The 17,042-nt window shown below is 72.4% G+C and carries 18 protein-coding genes; 9 read left to right on the forward strand and 9 right to left on the reverse strand.

Annotated elements, in window-relative coordinates:
* The first annotated feature begins 83 nt into the window (after window positions 1–83).
* Window positions 84–458, forward strand: a complete 375-nt coding sequence (locus ACYVLJ_RS16080) for a VOC family protein (protein ID WP_460439184.1) — start codon at window positions 84–86, stop codon at window positions 456–458.
* A gap of 4 nt (window positions 459–462) precedes the next feature.
* Here ACYVLJ_RS16080 and ACYVLJ_RS16085 read toward each other — a convergent pair whose 3' ends face one another.
* Window positions 463–804 (reverse strand): hypothetical protein, encoded by a 342-nt coding sequence (locus ACYVLJ_RS16085; RefSeq protein ID WP_451979877.1) that lies wholly within the window; start codon window positions 802–804, stop codon window positions 463–465.
* A 532-nt stretch (window positions 805–1,336) separates the two neighbouring features.
* On the opposite strand from ACYVLJ_RS16085, the gene ACYVLJ_RS16090 reads away from it, so the two are divergent.
* From ACYVLJ_RS16090 to ACYVLJ_RS16105, 4 genes are read left to right on the forward strand one after another with little or no spacing between them, the layout of a single operon-like run.
* Window positions 1,337–2,356, forward strand: coding sequence for a chemotaxis protein CheB (locus ACYVLJ_RS16090; protein ID WP_460439185.1), 1,020 nt, complete (start codon window positions 1,337–1,339; stop codon window positions 2,354–2,356).
* Complete coding sequence (locus ACYVLJ_RS16095) at window positions 2,353–3,123, forward strand: ATP-binding protein (protein WP_460439186.1); 771 nt, start codon at window positions 2,353–2,355, stop codon at window positions 3,121–3,123. The genes ACYVLJ_RS16090 and ACYVLJ_RS16095 overlap by 4 nt, the downstream gene beginning before the upstream one ends.
* 11 nt (window positions 3,124–3,134) lie before the next feature.
* Window positions 3,135–4,988, forward strand: coding sequence for a CheR family methyltransferase (locus ACYVLJ_RS16100; RefSeq protein WP_451979886.1), 1,854 nt, complete (start codon window positions 3,135–3,137; stop codon window positions 4,986–4,988).
* A gap of 58 nt (window positions 4,989–5,046) precedes the next feature.
* Complete coding sequence (locus tag ACYVLJ_RS16105) at window positions 5,047–5,439, forward strand: STAS domain-containing protein (RefSeq protein ID WP_460439187.1); 393 nt, start codon at window positions 5,047–5,049, stop codon at window positions 5,437–5,439.
* On the opposite strand, the gene ACYVLJ_RS16110 is transcribed toward ACYVLJ_RS16105, so the two are convergent.
* Window positions 5,436–6,524, reverse strand: a complete 1,089-nt coding sequence (locus ACYVLJ_RS16110) for a carboxylate-amine ligase (RefSeq protein WP_460439188.1) — start codon at window positions 6,522–6,524, stop codon at window positions 5,436–5,438. The two genes, ACYVLJ_RS16105 and ACYVLJ_RS16110, sit on opposite strands and share 4 nt — an antisense overlap.
* Before the next feature lie 106 nt (window positions 6,525–6,630).
* Here ACYVLJ_RS16110 and ACYVLJ_RS16115 point away from each other — a divergent pair, with 106 nt between their 5' ends.
* A complete protein-coding gene (locus tag ACYVLJ_RS16115) occupies window positions 6,631–7,818 on the forward strand; it encodes an amidohydrolase (protein WP_451979892.1) in 1,188 nt (395 codons plus the stop codon).
* A gap of 21 nt (window positions 7,819–7,839) precedes the next feature.
* Here ACYVLJ_RS16115 and ACYVLJ_RS16120 read toward each other — a convergent pair whose 3' ends face one another.
* From ACYVLJ_RS16120 to ACYVLJ_RS16145, 6 genes are all read right to left on the reverse strand, one after another.
* On the reverse strand, window positions 7,840–8,736 hold the full coding sequence (locus ACYVLJ_RS16120; RefSeq protein WP_451979895.1) for a TauD/TfdA dioxygenase family protein: 897 nt from the start codon (window positions 8,734–8,736) through the stop codon (window positions 7,840–7,842).
* Window positions 8,733–10,046, reverse strand: coding sequence for an LLM class flavin-dependent oxidoreductase (locus ACYVLJ_RS16125; RefSeq protein ID WP_460439189.1), 1,314 nt, complete (start codon window positions 10,044–10,046; stop codon window positions 8,733–8,735). Before ACYVLJ_RS16125 ends, ACYVLJ_RS16120 begins: the two co-directional genes overlap by 4 nt.
* On the reverse strand, window positions 10,043–10,885 hold the full coding sequence (locus ACYVLJ_RS16130) for an ABC transporter permease (protein WP_451979901.1): 843 nt from the start codon (window positions 10,883–10,885) through the stop codon (window positions 10,043–10,045). Before ACYVLJ_RS16130 ends, ACYVLJ_RS16125 begins: the two co-directional genes overlap by 4 nt.
* The gene (locus ACYVLJ_RS16135) at window positions 10,882–11,655 is read right to left on the reverse strand and encodes an ABC transporter ATP-binding protein (protein WP_460439190.1); all 774 of its coding nucleotides are present in this window, start codon (window positions 11,653–11,655) and stop codon (window positions 10,882–10,884) included. The genes ACYVLJ_RS16130 and ACYVLJ_RS16135 overlap by 4 nt, the downstream gene beginning before the upstream one ends.
* Window positions 11,652–12,671, reverse strand: coding sequence for a type 2 periplasmic-binding domain-containing protein (locus ACYVLJ_RS16140; protein ID WP_460439191.1), 1,020 nt, complete (start codon window positions 12,669–12,671; stop codon window positions 11,652–11,654). Before ACYVLJ_RS16140 ends, ACYVLJ_RS16135 begins: the two co-directional genes overlap by 4 nt.
* 98 nt (window positions 12,672–12,769) lie before the next feature.
* Window positions 12,770–13,975, reverse strand: a complete 1,206-nt coding sequence (locus ACYVLJ_RS16145) for an ROK family transcriptional regulator (RefSeq protein WP_460439192.1) — start codon at window positions 13,973–13,975, stop codon at window positions 12,770–12,772.
* 89 nt (window positions 13,976–14,064) lie between these two features.
* Between ACYVLJ_RS16145 and ACYVLJ_RS16150 the strand changes: the two genes are divergently transcribed.
* Window positions 14,065–14,400 carry an ArsR/SmtB family transcription factor gene (locus ACYVLJ_RS16150; RefSeq protein WP_460439193.1) on the forward strand — a complete coding sequence of 112 codons (336 nt, stop codon included), beginning with the start codon at window positions 14,065–14,067 and terminating at the stop codon, window positions 14,398–14,400.
* A 1-nt stretch (window position 14,401) separates the two neighbouring features.
* Window positions 14,402–14,878 (forward strand): SRPBCC family protein, encoded by a 477-nt coding sequence (locus ACYVLJ_RS16155; RefSeq protein ID WP_451979916.1) that lies wholly within the window; start codon window positions 14,402–14,404, stop codon window positions 14,876–14,878.
* Here ACYVLJ_RS16155 and ACYVLJ_RS16160 read toward each other — a convergent pair.
* A complete protein-coding gene (locus tag ACYVLJ_RS16160) occupies window positions 14,847–15,812 on the reverse strand; it encodes a helix-turn-helix transcriptional regulator (protein ID WP_451979919.1) in 966 nt (321 codons plus the stop codon). The genes ACYVLJ_RS16155 and ACYVLJ_RS16160 overlap by 32 nt on opposite strands.
* Before the next feature lie 53 nt (window positions 15,813–15,865).
* Here ACYVLJ_RS16160 and ACYVLJ_RS16165 point away from each other — a divergent pair, with 53 nt between their 5' ends.
* The gene (locus ACYVLJ_RS16165; RefSeq protein WP_460439608.1) at window positions 15,866–16,996 is read left to right on the forward strand and encodes an epoxide hydrolase family protein; all 1,131 of its coding nucleotides are present in this window, start codon (window positions 15,866–15,868) and stop codon (window positions 16,994–16,996) included.
* Window positions 16,997–17,042: the final 46 nt, after the last annotated feature.

Raw genomic sequence — 17,042 nt, forward strand, 5'->3', positions numbered from 1 at the left:
GGCCGGATACCCGGTCGCGGGCCGCGCATTCCTTGTATCGTGGCCGATCTCGAACGTCGCCGGACCCCGAACGGAGCTGAGGGATGGCCTGCCGGATCACCGAGCTCGTGCTGGAGTGCCGGGACCCGCAGCGGCTCGCGGAGTTCTGGTGCGCCGTGCTCGGCTACGAGGTCATCGGCCCCGAACCGGACGGTCTCGCGCTGGGCCCGCCCGGCACGCCCTTCGGCGAAGGGCCGCCGACGCTGATCCTGGCCCGTAGCGGCGACCCGCGCCACGGCAAGCTGCCCCTGCACCTGGATGTGAGCCCGGCGGGAACCGACCAGGAAACGGAGCTGGCTCGCCTGCTGGCCCTCGGTGCGCGGCCGGCGGACGTCGGCCAGGACGGCACCGAGTCGTGGGAAGTGCTGCAGGACCCGGAGGGCAACGAGTTCTGCCTGCTGCGCACGGACGTCGGCTGACGGCCTAGCGTTCGTCGGGCCCGGCCGCGCAGCGGCGCCAGTGCACCCGGTCGCCGGCGCGATCCGCGTGCCACACCGTCGTGCCCTCGGACTCCCAGGTCGGCAGCAGCCGGTCCGTCAGGACGCGGCCGCAGGCCACTTCGCCGAACAGTTCGACCCCCGCGGCCTGCCGCGCCGCCGGGATCCACGCCGGGAAGCGGGTGCGCGGCAGCTTCCGTTCGACCCACTCGCGGGCGGAGCCCTCGCTGACGTGGTCGGACTCGACGATGCTCGACACCGGGCCGTCGCCGCCGACGGCGAGGCCGATCGACGCGCGCCAGCGGACGGGGGAGGCTTCGGGATTCATCGCATTCAGGTTCCCGGACGACCGCGTCGGCGGGCCAGTACACGTCCGGGTGGATCGACGCTCACTCACCGTGCCTCCTAGCCGCGATCTGGCCGCCTGTGTTCCCGGGTTTCCCCGCCCGGGTGACGTTCAATCCCACACAGCTCGGGATTCACGGTGGCGGGTCCACAGTGGACCACACCGGCCCCGGACCGGGTACGACAACGGGACATTCGCCGTCGCACGCCGAGCTGGTCGAATTCGTGGGGGCGCCGGCCACGAGATCGTGGTGCGCCTCGGCTGGGGCCAGGATCCGGGCCGCCGGCCGCGGAAGGGGCATTACCAGATTGCCGGGAAGGGGACAGCGACGGTTTCGAGCCGTGCAGTTGGTCGCTGCCCACGCCGAGCAGGAAATGGTGCAGAAGAACCGCGCCCGCGTCGATGCCCTGCCGTTCGGGTTCGCTTCCGGGTAACCATCGGGTTTCAGCCCGCCACGGGTGGGCTACCCGAGGTGCGGACTTGAGGACTACCTTGGTAGGCGGAGGTGGTGACCGTGCCCGCATTCCGGCGGGACGTCGTGGTCGTCGGCGCGTCGGCAGGCGGGGTCGAGGCCCTCCGAGCGCTGGCCCGGTCACTCCCGGCGGACTTCCCCGCGGCCGTCCTCGTCGTCATGCACCTCTCCCCGGGCGCCCGCAGCGCGCTCCCCCTGATCCTCGACCGCGCCGGCCCGCTGCCCGCCCGGCCCGCCACCCACGGCGCGCGGCTGCGGCCGGGCGTCATCCACGTCGGGCCGCCGGACCACCACCTCCTGACCGACGACGGCGCGGTCGTGCTCACCCACGGCCCCACCGAAAACGGGCACCGGCCGGCGATCAACGCCACCTTCCGCTCCGCCGCCGTGACGGCCGGGCCGAAGGCGATCGGCGTGATCCTGTCGGGCACCCTCGACGACGGGTCGCAGGGACTGCGCTCGATCGTCGACCGGTGCGGGCAGGCCGTGGTGCAGGACCCGGCCGACGCGCTGTACGCGGGCATGCCGCAGAAGGCGCTGGCCGCGGTCGACGCGGAGTACGTCCTGCCGGCGCACGAGATCGGCCCGGCCCTGGACAAGCTCGTCCGGACGCCGGTGGAGGTGGGGGACGTGCCGCAGCCGTCCGCCGCGCTGCTGCTGGAAGACCGGATCGCGCGGGACGACGTGCGGCTCGGGGCCGTCGTCCCCGGCGCCGGGCTCCCGGCCTCCGGCTTCACCTGCCCGGACTGCCACGGGGCGCTGATGGAGGTCGACGCGGCCGACCAGTTCCGCTGCCGGATCGGGCACGCGTGGTCGGCGGAGGCCCTGCTGGGGGCCCACGACATCGAGTTCCAGCGGGCCCTGTGGACCGCGCTGCGCTCGCTCGACGAGAAGGCCGCGCTGGCCAAGCGCCTGCGAGCGGAGTCGAAGCGCCGCAACCGCGGGCTGCTCGAGGACCGGTACGCGCGGTCGGCCGAGGAGTGCGCCGCGGCCGCGGAGACGCTGCGCAAGTTCCTGCTCTCCCTGCCGGCTGACCGACCGGTGGCGGAGGCTTCGCCGTGAGCACCGCGGCCGGTCAGGTCCACCTGGAGCCCCAGTACCGGGCCGCGGCGACGACCGCCCTGGTCACCGGCGTCCTCGACCTGGAGTCCTACCCCGAGCTGCGCGACGGCCTGCTGAAGATCGCCGCGGAGGCGCCGGACGGGCTCATCGCGGACATCGACGGGCTGGCCATCCGCGACCCGGCGCTGGTCAGCTTGTTCTCCCTGGTCGCCATGCGGATCGGGGACTGGCCGGGCATCCCCTTCACCGTGGTCACGGGCCAGTCCGACCACCGGGCGATGTTCGCGGCGCGGACCGTCGACAAGTTCGTCCCGGTGCACGACGACCGCGAGACCGCCGAAGGCCGGCTCGCCCGGCCCCCGCGCCGCCGGGCCGCGCAGCTGCTCGCCCGGTCGGCGAACTCCTCGGCACTGGCCCGGGACTTCGTGCGGCGGGTGTGCGCCGAGTGGCGGGTCCCGGAGTTCGCCGACGACGCGCTGCTCGTCGCCACGGAGCTCGTCGAGAACGCGATCCGGCACACCGACTCGGTGCCGCGGTTGCGCCTCGAACTGCGGCGTGGCCTCCTGAGCGTCGCGGTGACCGACGACGACCCGCGCCCGGCCGTCCTGCGCGAGCGGCTCGGCGCCCTCGAACCGGGCCTCGGCCTCCGCATGGTCGCCCAGGTCGCCAAGGTCTGGGGCTGCAGCCGCTCGTGGTCGGACGGCAAGATCGTCTGGGCCGTGCTCACCAGGCGTGCCGTCGGAACCGGCGGGCGCGACGGCAGGTAGCGTGTCCGACCGTGACCGAGCCCAAGGAACCCAACGGCGAATTCGAGTCGGTGCTGGCCTACCTGAAGGAGTCGCGGGGCTTCGACTTCACCGGCTACAAGCGCAGCAGCCTGATGCGGCGCGTTCGCCGGCGGATGAGCCAGATCGGCATCGACAGCTACACGGAGTACATCGACCAGCTGCAGGTGAACTCCGAGGAGTTCGTGTCGCTGTTCAACACGATCCTGATCAACGTCACCGGGTTCTTCCGCGACCCCGAGGCCTGGGAGTACCTGCGTGAGCACGTGCTGCCCGCCCTGCTGGCCGAGCGCAGCCCCGAGGAGCCGATCCGGGTGTGGAGCGCCGGCTGCGCGGGCGGCCAGGAGGCCTACAGCCTCGCGATGCTCTTCGCCGACACCATCGGCATCGACGCGTTCCGCCAGCGGGTCAAGATCTACGCCACCGACGTCGACGACGAGGCCCTGGTCCAGGCCCGGCACGCGGCCTACACCCCGGCCGAGGTCGAGGGGCTCAGCGAAGGACAGCTGGAGCAGTACTTCGAGCTGCAGGGCAGCCGGTACTGCTTCCGGAAGGACCTGCGCCGCTCGGTGATCTTCGGCCGCAACGACCTCGTGCAGGACGCGCCGATCTCGCGCATCGACCTGCTGGTCTGCCGCAACACGCTGATGTACTTCAACGCCGAGACGCAGACGAAGATCCTCGAGCGGTTCCACTTCGCGCTGGCGCCCAAGGGCATGCTCTTCCTCGGCAAGGCGGAGATGCTCCTTTCCCACGCCCGGATCTTCGAGCCGCTCGACCTCAAGCGCCGCGTGTTCCGCAAGGCCGTCAACGCGCCGGTCAGCTACAACCACTTCGTGTCGCCGGGCTTCCCGCAGCGGCGTACCCACGACATCTCCGGGCTCGACGAGCTGCGCGAGCACGCCTTCTCGGCGAGCCCGGTGGCCCAGATAGTCGTGACCGAGGAAGAGGTCACCGCGCTGATCAACTCGCAGGCGGAGGTCGCGTTCGGACTGTCCGAACGCGACATCGGCCGGCCGCTGCGCGACCTCGACGTGTCGTACCGCCCGGTGGCGTTGCGCGCGTACGTCGAGCAGGCGCGCCTGGAGCGGCGGTCGCTGCGGATCAAGGACGTCGAATGGCGCCGGGCGGGGGAGACCGTCTGGTACGAGGTGCACGTCAACCCGTTGGTGGGCAAGGAGAAGAAGCTCCTCGGCGTGTCCGTGGTGTTCCACGACGTGAGCTGGGCGCGGCAGCTGCTGACCGAGCTGGAGCACACGAACCGCCAGCTCGAGTCGGCCTACGAAGAGCTCCAGTCGACGAACGAAGAGCTGGAGACCACCAACGAAGAGCTCCAGTCGACGGTGGAGGAACTGGAGACGACCAACGAAGAGCTCCAGTCCACCAACGAAGAGCTGGAGACGATGAACGAGGAGCTCCAGTCGACGAACGACGAGCTCCAGACGATCAACGACGCGCTGCGCGAGCGCAGCCTCGACCTCGACGAGGTCAACGAGTTCCTCGAGTCGGTGCTGACTTCGGTCCGGGCCGGCATCGTGGTCGTCGACCGCGAGATGCGCGTCAAGGCCTGGAACCGCGGCGCGGAGGACCTGTGGGGCGTCCGCCGCGAAGAGGCCGAAGGGACGCACCTGCTCAACCTGGACATCGGCCTGCCCCTCACGGAGCTGCGCCCGGCGGTGCGTGACGCGCTCTCGGACGCCACGTACCACTCGGAGATCGTGCTGGAGGCGATCAACCGCCGTGGCCGGGCGACGGTGGTCCACCTGCAGTGCAGCGCGCTGCGAGGGGCCAACGGGGAGAGCCAGGGGGCGCTCCTGATGATGGAGGAGAGCCCGACGGCGGCCTGAACCCGCGTCTGGCCAGGCGGTGTTTGGCCGTCGGGGCGACCGGGGTAGTTCCCTGGGCATGACGGCTTACCCCCAGCCGGGGGCAGCGGTTCTGGCCCCGGCCCATCACATGCCCTCGCCGCGCGCGCCCGCCGACCTGCGGAGCGAGGTCCGGTGGCGCAGTTCCGACGCGGTCGTCGTCGAGGTCGCCGGCGAAATCGACGGCTGCACCGCCGCACGCCTGCAGGACACGGTGTGCGCCCAGGTGCTCACGCGGCCCGCGGCCGTGCGGGTGGACCTGGGCGGGGTCGCGTTCCTCGGCGCGGCGGGCCTGCGCGCCCTGCAACGGGCGCAGCTGCTGGCCGACGACGCGGGTGTCCACCTGGTCGTCGATCCCGGCGCCTCACGCGCCGTGCGGCGGGCGTTCGCCGTGCTCGACCGCCTGGGCGCCGAACCCTTCACGACGGCCTAACCCTCGCCGGCCAGGAGGTCGACGACGGTCTCCGCCCGGTTCTCGACCGCGAAGGCGCGTCGCTGCCGGTCGGCGCCACCGCCTTCGGCGACCAGCCGGGCGATCCCCTCGCGAGCGAAGTCCAGGTCTCCCGCGGCTTCCAGCGCGGGCGCGGTGAGCGCGACCAGGTCGTCGAGCACCGCCTTGGCCGGCTGCGGGTCACCCGTTCGCGGATGCGGGCAGGAGCCCGTGACGCCCTCGCGCGACGCCCGCCACAGGCGGCCGCGCAGCACTTCGTTCGACAGCTCCGGCGCGGGCGCGTCGTCGGCCAGCGCGGTCGCGACGAGGCCGCGCGCCAGCACACCGAGCAACACCGCTTCCGACGGCGTCGCGGCGACGTCGGAGCAGCGGAACTCGAGAGTGGGCTGCTTCTCCGACAGCCGGACGTCCCAGTAGATCATCCCGCGGTCCAGGATCGCCCCCGCGCGCAGCCAGCCGTCCACGACGCTCTCGTACTCGTCGAGGGAGGCGAACCGCGGCGGCGGCCCGGCCGAGGGCCACCGGCTCCACTGGTGGTAGCGCCAGCTGGCGTAGCCGGTGTCGTAGCCGTCGCAGATCGCGGAGTTCGCGGTGACGGCGAGCAGGACGGGCAGCCACGGGCGGACGTGGCCCAGCACCCGGATCCCGCTCTCCCGGTCGGGGATCGCGACGTGCACGTGGCAGCCGCAGGTGAGCGAAGTCCACGCGGTGGCCCCGAAGTGCTCGGCCATCCGCTCGTAGCGCGGGTTCGGCGTGATGCGCGGCGGGTCCACTTCGGACAGCGGGGCCGCGCCGGCGGGCAGCAGCCGGTAGCCGCGGGCGCGGGCGGCGCGGGCGAGGTTCTCGCGCAGCCCGCTCAGCTGGCGCACCGCTTCCCCGTGCGTGCGGCGGACGCCGGTGGCGGTCTCGGCCTGTGACAGGTTCAGCTCGTGCTGCAGCTCGCCCTGCACGTCGACGGCCGCTTCCGCGGCGTCGACGACGTCGTCGCCTGCCTGCGACAGGTGACCACGCCGGTCGACGACGAAGAACTCCTCTTCGACGCCGAAGGTCAGCACGTCTGGGTTCACCGGGGCACTCCTGGGGGTTCGGGAGCCCCGGAAATACCCGGACCGCTCGGCGCGCAAACCCGCCCTCGGTGGCGTGACGGTGGCCGGACAGGGTATGCCGGTACGCATGGAGTGGCACGAAGAGCTGCACGAGCGCGCCGACGAACGGATCCGGCACCTGGACGACCGGCTGTGGGCCGTCGCCACCGCGCTGCACGAGCGGCCGGAGCTGTCCTATGCGGAACACGCGGCCGCCGAACGCCTGACGAGCGAGCTGGCGGCGGACGGTTTCGAGGTGGAGACCGGGATCGCCGGGTTGCCCACCGCGTTCGCCGCCCGGGCGGGCAGCGGACGGCCGAGCGTCGCACTGCTGCTCGAGTACGACGCCCTGCCCGGCCTGGGGCACGCGTGCGGCCACAACCTCATCGCCGCGGCCGGGCTCGGCGCCGCTCTCGCCGCGAAGGACGTCCTGGGGGACAGCCCGGGATCGCTGCTCGCCCTGGGCACCCCGGCCGAGGAGCGCGGCGGCGGCAAGGTGGCGCTGGCCGAGGCCGGCGTGTTCGACGACGTCGACGCGGCCCTGGTGGTCCACCCCGGTGTCCACTCCTGGTCCTGGGCGCCGCTGACCGCGCACGTGGAGGTCAAGGTGACCTTCCACGGTCGCGCGGCCCATCCGACGGGCGATCCTGAGGCCGGCATCGACGCGCTCGCCGCGCTGATCCAGCTGTTCGGCGCGCTCTCGGCCCTGCGCCAGCGGCTGCCGCTCGGCTCGCACGTCCAGGGCATCATCACCGAGGGCGGCGAGGCGACGAACATCGTCCCGCACCGGGCCGAAGGCCGGTTCGGGCTGCGCGCGCTCACGACCGGCGCGCTGGACCGCCTGGTCGAGGACGTGACGACGGCCGCGCAGGGCACGGCGCTGGCGACGGGCGCGAAGGCCGACGTCGAACGCCTCGGCCGCGGCCACGCGCACTTCCGGGACAACCCGGTGCTGTCCGAGCGCTTCACCGAACACCTGGCGGCGTGCGGTATCCACGCGACCCCGCCCGAGCCCGGGGTGTTCCCGGGTTCGTCGGACATCGGCGACGTCAGCGTCCGCGTCCCGGCGATCCACCCGTTCGTGGCGATCGCGGCGGAGGAGTACTCGGACCACACCCCGGAGTTCGCCGAGGCGGCGGCGAGCCCGCGCGGGCGGGCGGCGATGCTGGCTTCGGCGGCGGCGCTGGCCCGCACCGCGATCGACCTGCGCACCCACCCGGCGCTGGTCAGCCGCGCCTGGGACTGCTTCCGCGACGCGGAGCGGAACGGGCGCTGAGCGCACCCGTTCCGCACCCGGTCACGCCACCGGGGTGTAGTGCGAGGCGTCGCCTTCGAGGGACTCGCTGGCCCGGCCGTCGATGCCCACCGGGACGTCGCCGGCCACCGTGACGCGGTTGAGGCGCCGCGGCAGGCCGTCGTAGTTGTCGATCGCGTAGTGCTGGGTGATCCGGTTGTCGAACAGCACCAGCTGGTTCGGCTCCCACACCACGCGCACGACGTTCTCCGGCCGCGTCACGTAGGACTGCAGCAGCCGCAGCAGGTCCCGCGACTCGTTCACCGACAGGCCTTCGATCCGCTGGGCGAAGCCGCCGATGAACAGGCCGCGCTCGCCGGTCACCGGGTGCACCCGCACCACCGGGTGGACGGTCCGGTACTTGCGCGAAACGAACTGGGCCCGTCGCGCCTGCTCCTTCTCGTCCACCGTCTCCGGCGGCTGGACGTAGTCGTAGTCGTTGGTGTGCACCGCCCGCAGCGTGTCGGCGAACGCCCGCAGCGGCCCCGGCAGATCGCGGTAGGCCGCTGCCGCGTTCGCGATCAGCGTCTCCCCGCCGTAGGGCGGCACCACCAGGCTGCGCAGCGTGCTGGCCTTCGGCGGGTTGAGCACGAACGTGACGTCGGTGTGCCAGTGGTTGGCCCGGCCCAGCTCGCTGTCGACGGGCAGGATCGTCGGCGCGCCGTCGACGGCGGGCACCGTCGGGTGGGCCTTGGTCAGCTCGCCGAAGCGCGCGGCGAACCGCTGCTGGCCTTCGTCGTCGAGCTCGGTGTTCCGGAACACCAGCGCCTTGTGCTCGTGCAGGGCGTCGGCGAGGAACGCCACCTGGGACGCGTCGAGCTCCCCGGCGGGGTCGAGGCCGACGATCTCGGCGCCGATGTTCCCGGTGATCTTGCGGACGTCGGTGCTGATCGCGGTCATGCGGGCTCCTTCACTCGGTTGCGGTTGACGGGACGCGCGAGGCCGTAGTGCTCGCGCAGGGTGGTGCCGGCGTACTCGGTGCGGAACAGGCCGCGCCGCCGCAGCTCGGGGACGACGAGGTCGACGAAGTCGTCGAGCCCGCCGGGCAGGGTGGGCGGCATGACGTTGAAGCCGTCGGCCGCGCCCCCGGTGAACCAGGCCTCCAGCTCGTCGGCCACCTGGACCGGCGTCCCGGCGAAGACGCGGTGCCCGCGCCCGCCCGCCAGCCGCTCGAGGAGCTGCCGGATCGTCAGGTCCTCGCGCCGGGCCAGGCCGACGACCAGTTCGAACCGGCTCTGGCCGCCTTCGGTGAAGCTGCCGACGTCGGGCAGCGGGCCGTCGAGCGGGTAGCCGGTGACGTCGTGGTCGAGCATCTTCGACAGCTGCCGCAGCCCGTAGTCCGGCGTGATCAGCGCGTTCAGCTCGGCCTCGCGCTCGCGTGCCTCGGCTTCGGTGCGGCCGAGGATCGGCGAGATGCCGGGGAGGATCTTGATCTCGTCCGGCGTGCGGCCGTACTTGGCCAGGCGGCCCTTGACGTCGTCGTAGAACGCCTTGCCCTCGGCGAACGTCTGCTGCGCGGTGAACACGGCCTCGGCGTGCCGGGCGGCGTACTCCTTGCCGGTCTCCGACGACCCCGCCTGCACCAGCAGCGGGTGGCCCTGCGGTGGCCGCTCGATGTTCAGCGGGCCGCGCACCTGGAAGTGCTCGCCGTCGTGGGCGATCGGCCGGATCCGGTCGGTGTCGGCGTAGACGCCGGAGGCGCGGTCGACGAGCGCGGCGTCGTCGTCCCAGCTGTCCCACAGCTGCTTGACGACCTCGACGAACTCCTCGGCCCGCTCGTAGCGCGCGTCGTGCGACGGCCGCTTGGCCAGGTTGAAGTTGCGGGCCTCGTCGATGCCCGCCGACGTCACGATGTTCCAGCCCGCGCGGCCGCCGGAGAGGTGGTCGAGCGAGGCGAACTTGCGCGCCAGGTGGTAGGGCTCGTTGTACGTCGTCGACGCCGTCGCGATGAGTCCGATGTGGACCGTGGACGCCGCGAGCGCCGAAAGCAGCGTCAGCGGTTCGAAGTGGCTGTGGGAGTTGTGCTTCACGTTGCCCCACAACGCCACGCCGTCGGCGAGAAAGAGCGAGTCGAGCTTGCCGCGCTCGGCCGTGCGGGCGATGTCGACGTAGTGCTGCAGTGTCCGGGCCCGGTGCGGGTCGGTCGACGGGTGCCGCCAGGCGGCTTCGTGGTGCCCGTTCGGCATCACGAACGCGTTGAGGTGCATCATGGTTTCTCCTTGGGACGCCAGGTCGAGAACCGCCGTTCGAGGACGACGAAGCCGGAGTTGACGAGCACGCCGAGCACCGAGACCGCGATGATCCCGGCGTACATCTGCTGGATCTGGAAGTTCACCTGGCTGGTGTTGATGAGGTAGCCGAGCCCGGCCTTCGCGCCGACCATCTCCGCGGCCACCAGCACCAGGATCGAGTAGGACGCCGCCATCCGGATGCCGGTGAACACCGTCGGCACGGCCGAGGGCAGGATCACCTTCCGGAACAGCCGCGGGCTGGACAGCCCCAGCGAGCGGGCCGCCTTCACGAGCAGCGGATCGACGGTGTTGACGCCGGCGATCGTGTTGAGCAGCACCGGCCAGACGCAGGCGTACACCACGAGCGTGACCTTCGACAGCTCGCCGATGCCCAGCAGCAGGGTGAACACCGGCAGCAGCGCGAGCGCGGCGGTGTTGCGGGCGAGCTCCAGCAGCGGCTGCAGGAACCGCGCCACCGGCCGGTACCAGCCGATCAGCAGCCCGAGCGGCACGGCCACCGCGACGGCGATCGCGAACCCGGCGGCGGAGCGCCCGACGCTGGCGAGGAGGTGGTCGGCGAGCTGGCCGTCGAGGGTGAGCTCCCACAGCGCCCGCAGGTCTTCCGACAGCGGCGGCAGGAACGTCCGGGTGCTCTCGTCGAGGACGAACCGCGGGACGAACTCCCACAGCAGCACGAACAGGACGACCGCCGCGGACGCGTGGACCGCGCGGGTGAGCTTCGTGCGCAACCACCGCGGCTTCGGCGGCGAGAGCGCGGGGCCGATGGGGACCGGCGGCTTCGCGAGGGTGGTGGTCATCCGACCGCGCTCCGTTCGTGTTCGGCCGCCTTGCGGACCTCGTCGTGCAGCAGCTCCCACAGCCGGTGCCGCTGCCGGCCGAACGCCGGGTCGGAGCGGACGTCCCCGCCGCGGTCGCCGAGTTCGACGTCGACGACCGCCTTGAGCCGTCCAGGCCGCGACGTCAGCACGGCGACCTGCTGCCCGAGGTAGACGGCCTCGTCGATGCCGTGGGTGATGAACACGATCGTCTTGCCCGTGCGGGCCCAGATCCGCAGCAGCTCGTCCTGCAGCTGTTCGCGGGTCTGCGCGTCGAGGGCGGCGAACGGCTCGTCCATCAGCAGCACGGCCGGGTCGTAGGCGAGGCTGCGGGCGATCGCGACGCGCTGCTTCATGCCGCCGGACAGCTCGTGCGGGTAGCGGTCCTCGAAGCCGGAAAGCCCGACCAGGTCGAGGTATTCGCGGGCCCGCTCGGCCCGCCGCCGCTTGCCGAGCGGCCCGCCCTCCAGCCCGAACTCGACGTTGGCGCGGGCGGTGCGCCACGGGAACAGCGCGTACTGCTGGAAGACGATCCCGCGGTCGAGGCCCGGGCCGCGCACCGGCTCGCCGTCGATGAGGACCTCGCCGGACGTCGGCGCGGTGAGCCCGCCGAGCAGGTCGAGCAGGGTCGACTTGCCCGAGCCGCTCGGCCCGACCAGGGAGAGGAACGTGCCGTCGGCGACGTCGAGGGAAACGTCGTCCAGCGCGGTGAGGGCGCCGAACGTCTTGGTGACCGAGCGGATGCTGATCACGGGGTCACCGCCGGGGCGCCGTCGCGGTAGGGGTTGAACTCGTTGGTGTAGAGCTTCGAGGTGTCGATCTGCTCGCCCTTGATGTAGCCCTGCTGCTTCAGCCAGGGCTCCCAGAGCGTGTAGTCCTTGTCCGAGATCAGGCCGCCGTGGGTGATGCCGACGCTCTTCCAGTACTTCAGGGTGTCGGTGTTCTCGTTGCGGCCGCGGCTTTGGATGATCTTCGTGAAGCGGGCGATCACCTGGTCCCGCGGGGTGGTGCGCTCCCACTCGATCGCCTTCGCCACCCCGGAAACGAAGATCTTCGTGGTCTCCGGGTACTTCTTGATGAAGTCGGTGCGCAGCACGTACGGGCCGCCGTTGTAGGGGCCGAACGCGCCGACGTCGCTGAAGAGCCGGCGGACGCCCCCGGTCGCGACGGCGTGGTCCTGCAGGATGCCCTGCAGCGCGACGACGTCGAGCTGGCCGTTGCGCAGCGCCTGCTCGGCGTTCACCGGCGGGATGACGACGAGCTGCACCTGCTTGATCTCGTCGTCGGACAGGCCCTGGCCCTTCAGCCAGGTGTCGAGCGCGGCCTCCAGGTTGGCCCCGGCCGTGTTGACGCCGACCTTCTTGCCGATCAGGTCGCGGGCGGTCCGGATCGGACTGTCCTCTTTGGTGTAGTAGCCGATGAACGCCTTGTCGTCGGAGCCGTAGTAATTGACGACGGCCTTGACCGGCGCGCCGGCCTCGACGAGCTTGACGACCGCGCCGGTGAAGGCGCCGCCGAAGTCGGTCTGGTCGGTGGCGGCGGACTGGATGTCCTGCGGGCCGCTGATCGTGTTGCCGACCCACTTCAGCTTGACCGGGCCGAAGTAGCCCAGGTCCTCGGCGATTTCGGGCAGGGTCACGGCGTTCGCGCTGCCCTGGTAGCGCAGCTCGAGCAGTTCCGGCTGCCCGGGGGCGCCGGTGGCCGTCGCCGACGCGCAGCCGGCCAGCAGCACCGCGGCGGCGGCGAGGAGAGGCAGGGTTTTCTTCACGGTTTCGTCCGTTCCGGGAGTCGGCGGGGATGCTCCGATTGTTCGGGGACGCCGAGCGGACGGTCAATTTTGCGAGTTCGTGAAATAACTCCGCCGATTCACGAAGCGCGCGACAACCCGGTGGGAAGCGGACCGAGCGGGTCGTCGTAGAGGACGTCGAGGAGCACCGCGCCGCCCGCCGTCGCCAGCTCGGCGCCCGGGAAGCTCGTCGGCACAACGGTTTCCGCCGCGTCGAGGCAGCGGGACCGCTCGCGGACCTCGTCCCGGATGGCGGGAAGGCAGCCGGGGACCTGGGCTACACTCCGGTCGACCACCACGAGCACCGCGGGGTTCAGCACGTCGAGCAGCAATGCCGCGGCCTGCCCGAGGAGCCGGGCGCGGTCGTGGAACAACCGCACCGCGGCGGAATCGCCCGCCGTGGCGAGCGCCAGCAGTTCCGGGAAATCGGGGCGCGCGAGCATTCCGTTTTCCACCGCTTTCCGCGCGAGCGTCGCTTCGGAAACGGTGGCCTCGAGACAGCCGGTGCGCCCGCAGCGGCACGCTTCGGCGCTGTCGTCCACGGGCAGGTGCGCCACGGCTCCCGCGGCCGAGCGCGGCCCGTGGTGCACGGTGCCGCCGGTGGCGAACGCGGCGTCGACGACGTTGCCGGCGAACAGCTGCACGACGCTCTCGCGAGCGCGCGGGTGCCCGAAGAGCCGTTCGGCGTGGGCCAGCGCCCGCGCGTGACCGTCCACTTCGACGGCCAGCCCGGTGCTGCCGGCCAGCAGCTCGCGCACCGGGACGTTCCGCCAGCCCAGCAGCGGGTGTTCCACCACCGTGCCGGACTCGCGGTCGACCCAGCCGCCGGTGGCGACGCCCAGGCCGAGCGGCTCGCGGTCGGGGGCGTGCCCGAGCAGGAGGTCGTCGAGGATCTCGGCGGCGCGGGCGAGCAAGTCTTCGGCGGCGAGCCCGTCGTGCGGTTCTTCGTGCTGCGCCAGGACTTTCCCGCGCAGGTCGAGCAGCGCGACGGTCGCGTGGTGCACGGCCAGGTGCAGCGCGCCGGCGACGTGCCGCCCGGTGTCGAGGTCGACCGGCACGTGCGGCCGTCCGACGCCACGACGCGGTTCGGCCTCCGGCAGCTCGTGCAGCAGCCCGCGCTCGATGAGCTCCGCGGTGTGCCCGGTGACGGCGGCCGCGGACAGCCCGGTCCGGCGCGCGACGGTGCTGCGCGCGATCGGCCCCTCGTCGAGGACGGCCCGCAGCACGGCACTCGCGCTGGCGCTCCGCCTCACCGTCCTCTGTGGACCGCCGGCCCGCGACGTCATGGCCCGATCGTGGCAGACGCGGGGGCGGGGGCCCAGCGTGCCCAGGATGTGGGTATTGACGCATACCCATATGGGCATATGATGGCGGCGTGGCACGAGCAGCGACGACGGCCGACACGTTCAACGCGGTCGCCGAACCCCGGCGGCGGCAGATCCTCGACGTCCTCATGACGGGTGAGCGGTCGGTCGGCGATCTCGTCGGCGCGCTCGGCCTGGCCCAGCCGCAGGTGTCCAAGCACCTGCGGGTCCTGCGAGAGGTGGGGGCGGTGGACGTGCGCGGCGACGGCCGGCAGCGGCTCTACCGGCTCAACGGCGAGGCGCTCAAGCCCATCCACGACTGGGTGAAGCGCTACGAACGGACGTGGTCGGAGCGGTTCGAGCTGCTGGACGACGTCCTCGGCGAACTCAAGGAACAGGAGCGGTGACATGGAGATCACGACCCCGGCGGACGACCGGATCCTCATCACGCGCGAGTTCGACGCGCCCCGGCACCTCGTCTACCGCGCGTGGACCACCCCGGAGCTGGTGAAGCGCTGGTGGGCCGGCCACCGCGGGACGACGACGAAGGTCGAGATGGACCTGCGGCCCGGCGGCCGCTGGCGCTTCGTGCTGGAGACGAACGACGGTGCCGAGGTCGGCTTCCACGGCGAGTACCGGGAAGTCGTGCCGGAGGAGAAGGTCGTCTACACCGAGGTCTTCGAGATGCCGGGCGTGGACCTCGACTCGGTGGACGGACCGCTCACCACCGCCACCTTCACCGCCCTCGGGGACCGCACGCGCCTCGAGCTGCTGACCGTGACCGGCAGCAAGGAGCTGCGGGACGTGATCCTCGGGTCCGGCATGGAGGTCGGCGTGCGGGAGCAGATGGTCCTCATCGAGGAGATCGCGAACTCCCTGCGCTAGCCCGCAGGAACCGCTCGCCCGTCTTCGCCAGCTCGGCGGCCAGCTCCGGCGCGTCGAGCACCTCGAAGTCCACTTCGAGCATCCCCAGGTACAGCGCGAGCATCTGCGCGTTGTCGGAGCCGACCTCCGCGACGCAGCGGTCCGGCCCGTCGGGCGTCACCCCGACCGCGAGCGGGAGCCGGGACCGCACGTGCTCCGCCGGGGCCTGCAGCCGCACCCTCGCGTGGAACCGCCACGTCGCCGCGCCCGCAGTGCGCTGGACGAACTGCGCGACGTCGCCCTCGGGCGGTTCGCGCGGGGTGAACCGCGGCCCGTTCGGCACCTTCGGCGTCATCCGGTCGACGCGGAACGTGCGCCAGTCGTCGCGGGCGGGATCCCACGCGACGAGGTACCAGCGCCGGTTCCAGCCGACCAGCCGGTGCGGCTCGACTTCACGGCGGCTCGCCGTCCGCTCGTGGCTGGTGTAGTCGAACCGCAGCCGCTCGCTCGCCCGGATCGCCGCCGCGATGGCCGTGAGCACGTCGGCGTCGACGGCCGGGCCGGTGCCGGGCACCGCGACGGTCGCGGCCTGCAGCGCGTGCACCCGGTGCCGCAGCCGCGACGGCAGCACCTGCTCCAGCTTGGCGAGCGCGCGCACCGACGTCTCGCCGATCCCGGCGACGCCCGTGGCGGTCCGCAGCCCGACCGCGACCGCCACGGCTTCGTCGTCGTCCAGCAGCAGCGGCGGGAGCTGCGCGCCCGCGCCGAGCCGGTAGCCGCCCCGGACGCCGGGCGACGCCTCGACCGGGTAGCCGAGCTCGCGCAGCTTCCCGATGTCGCTGCGGACGGTGCGCGCGGTGACGCCCAGCCGGGTGGCCAGGTCGGTGCCGGTCCAGTCGCGGTGCGTCTCGAGCAGGGAGAGCAGCCGCAGCAGCCGGGCGGAGGTCTGCAACATTTCCCGAGGATCGCACGAAACGCGGAAGGAAGTCTTCCGCAATGGTCCATAGCGTGCTGCTCATGACGAACTCCTTCCGCATCGAGATCCCGCAAGCCGACCTCGACGACCTGCACCGGCGCCTCACCGAGGCCCGGTTCGCCGACCCCGTGCCCGGCGACGAGCCGGACTGGTCGCGCGGTATCCCCGCCGCCGTCGTCCGCGAGCTGGCCGAGTACTGGCGCGACGGCTACGACTGGCGGGCGCAGGAAGCCGCGCTCAACGCGTTCCCGCAGTACACGACGGTGATCGACGGCCAGACCATCCACTACCTGCACGTCCGTTCGGCCGACCCGGACGCGGTCCCGCTGCTGCTCACCCACGGCTATCCCAGCACCTTCGCCGAGTTCCTCGACGTGATCGGGCCGCTGACCGAGCCGGGGCCGGACGCGTTCCACGTCGTCGTCCCGTCGCTGCCCGGCTTCGGGTTCTCGACGCCGCTGAGCGGGCCCGGCTGGGAGCTCGCCCGGACGACGGACGCCTTCGCCGAGCTGATGACGCGTCTCGGCTACGCCCGCTTCGCCGCACAGGGCGGCGACATCGGCTCCGGCGTCACCGGACGGCTCGCCGCGCTGTACCCGGACCGCGTCCTCGGCACGCACGTCACCAGCGACCGCGGCACGATCGCGCTGGCCGGCGAGCAGCTGCCGCTGCCCCCGGACCTCACCCCCGGCGAGCAGGCCGAACTGGACGCGGCCCGCGAGGCCTGGAAGGCCGGGCGCGGCTACCTCGACCTCCAGTCGCACAAGCCGGAGACGATCGCGGCCGCGCTCACCGACTCCCCGGTCGGGCAGCTGGCCTGGATCGCCGAGAAGTTCCAGGCCTGGACGAACCCGGCCGGCGCCATCGACCGCGACCGCCTCCTGACGACGGTCAGCCTGTACTGGTTCACCCGCACGGGCGCAACGGCGGCCCGGTTCCTGTACGAGGCCGCCCATTCGGGCCACGGCTGGCTGTCACCCTCGGCCGTACCGGCGGGCTGGGCGGTGTTCAACGCGTCCCCGCTGGTGCGCCGCATCATGGACCCGGACGAGAAGATCGCGCACTGGTCGGAGTTCGCCTCGGGCGGCCACTTCGCGGCGATGGAGGAGCCGGAGCTGCTGGTGACCGACATCCGGACGTTCTTCCGCACCCTGCGGCCGTGACGTTGCCGGGCGGCGCGGTGCCGGGCAGCGCGCTCGAGGTGTAGCT

This window comes from Amycolatopsis stemonae (genome assembly GCF_054781455.1).

Coding starts and splice junctions, on each gene's coding strand:
- ACYVLJ_RS16080 (WP_460439184.1), top strand. CDS start 84: ATGGCCTGCCGGATCACCGAGCTCGTGCTGGAGTGCCGGGACCCGCAG.
- ACYVLJ_RS16085 (WP_451979877.1), bottom strand. CDS start 804: ATGAATCCCGAAGCCTCCCCCGTCCGCTGGCGCGCGTCGATCGGCCTC.
- ACYVLJ_RS16125 (WP_460439189.1), bottom strand. CDS start 10,046: ATGATGCACCTCAACGCGTTCGTGATGCCGAACGGGCACCACGAAGCC.
- ACYVLJ_RS16130 (WP_451979901.1), bottom strand. CDS start 10,885: ATGACCACCACCCTCGCGAAGCCGCCGGTCCCCATCGGCCCCGCGCTC.
- ACYVLJ_RS16145 (WP_460439192.1), bottom strand. CDS start 13,975: ATGACGTCGCGGGCCGGCGGTCCACAGAGGACGGTGAGGCGGAGCGCC.
- ACYVLJ_RS16115 (WP_451979892.1), top strand. CDS start 6,631: ATGGAGTGGCACGAAGAGCTGCACGAGCGCGCCGACGAACGGATCCGG.
- ACYVLJ_RS16105 (WP_460439187.1), top strand. CDS start 5,047: ATGACGGCTTACCCCCAGCCGGGGGCAGCGGTTCTGGCCCCGGCCCAT.
- ACYVLJ_RS16155 (WP_451979916.1), top strand. CDS start 14,402: ATGGAGATCACGACCCCGGCGGACGACCGGATCCTCATCACGCGCGAG.
- ACYVLJ_RS16120 (WP_451979895.1), bottom strand. CDS start 8,736: ATGACCGCGATCAGCACCGACGTCCGCAAGATCACCGGGAACATCGGC.
- ACYVLJ_RS16160 (WP_451979919.1), bottom strand. CDS start 15,812: ATGTTGCAGACCTCCGCCCGGCTGCTGCGGCTGCTCTCCCTGCTCGAG.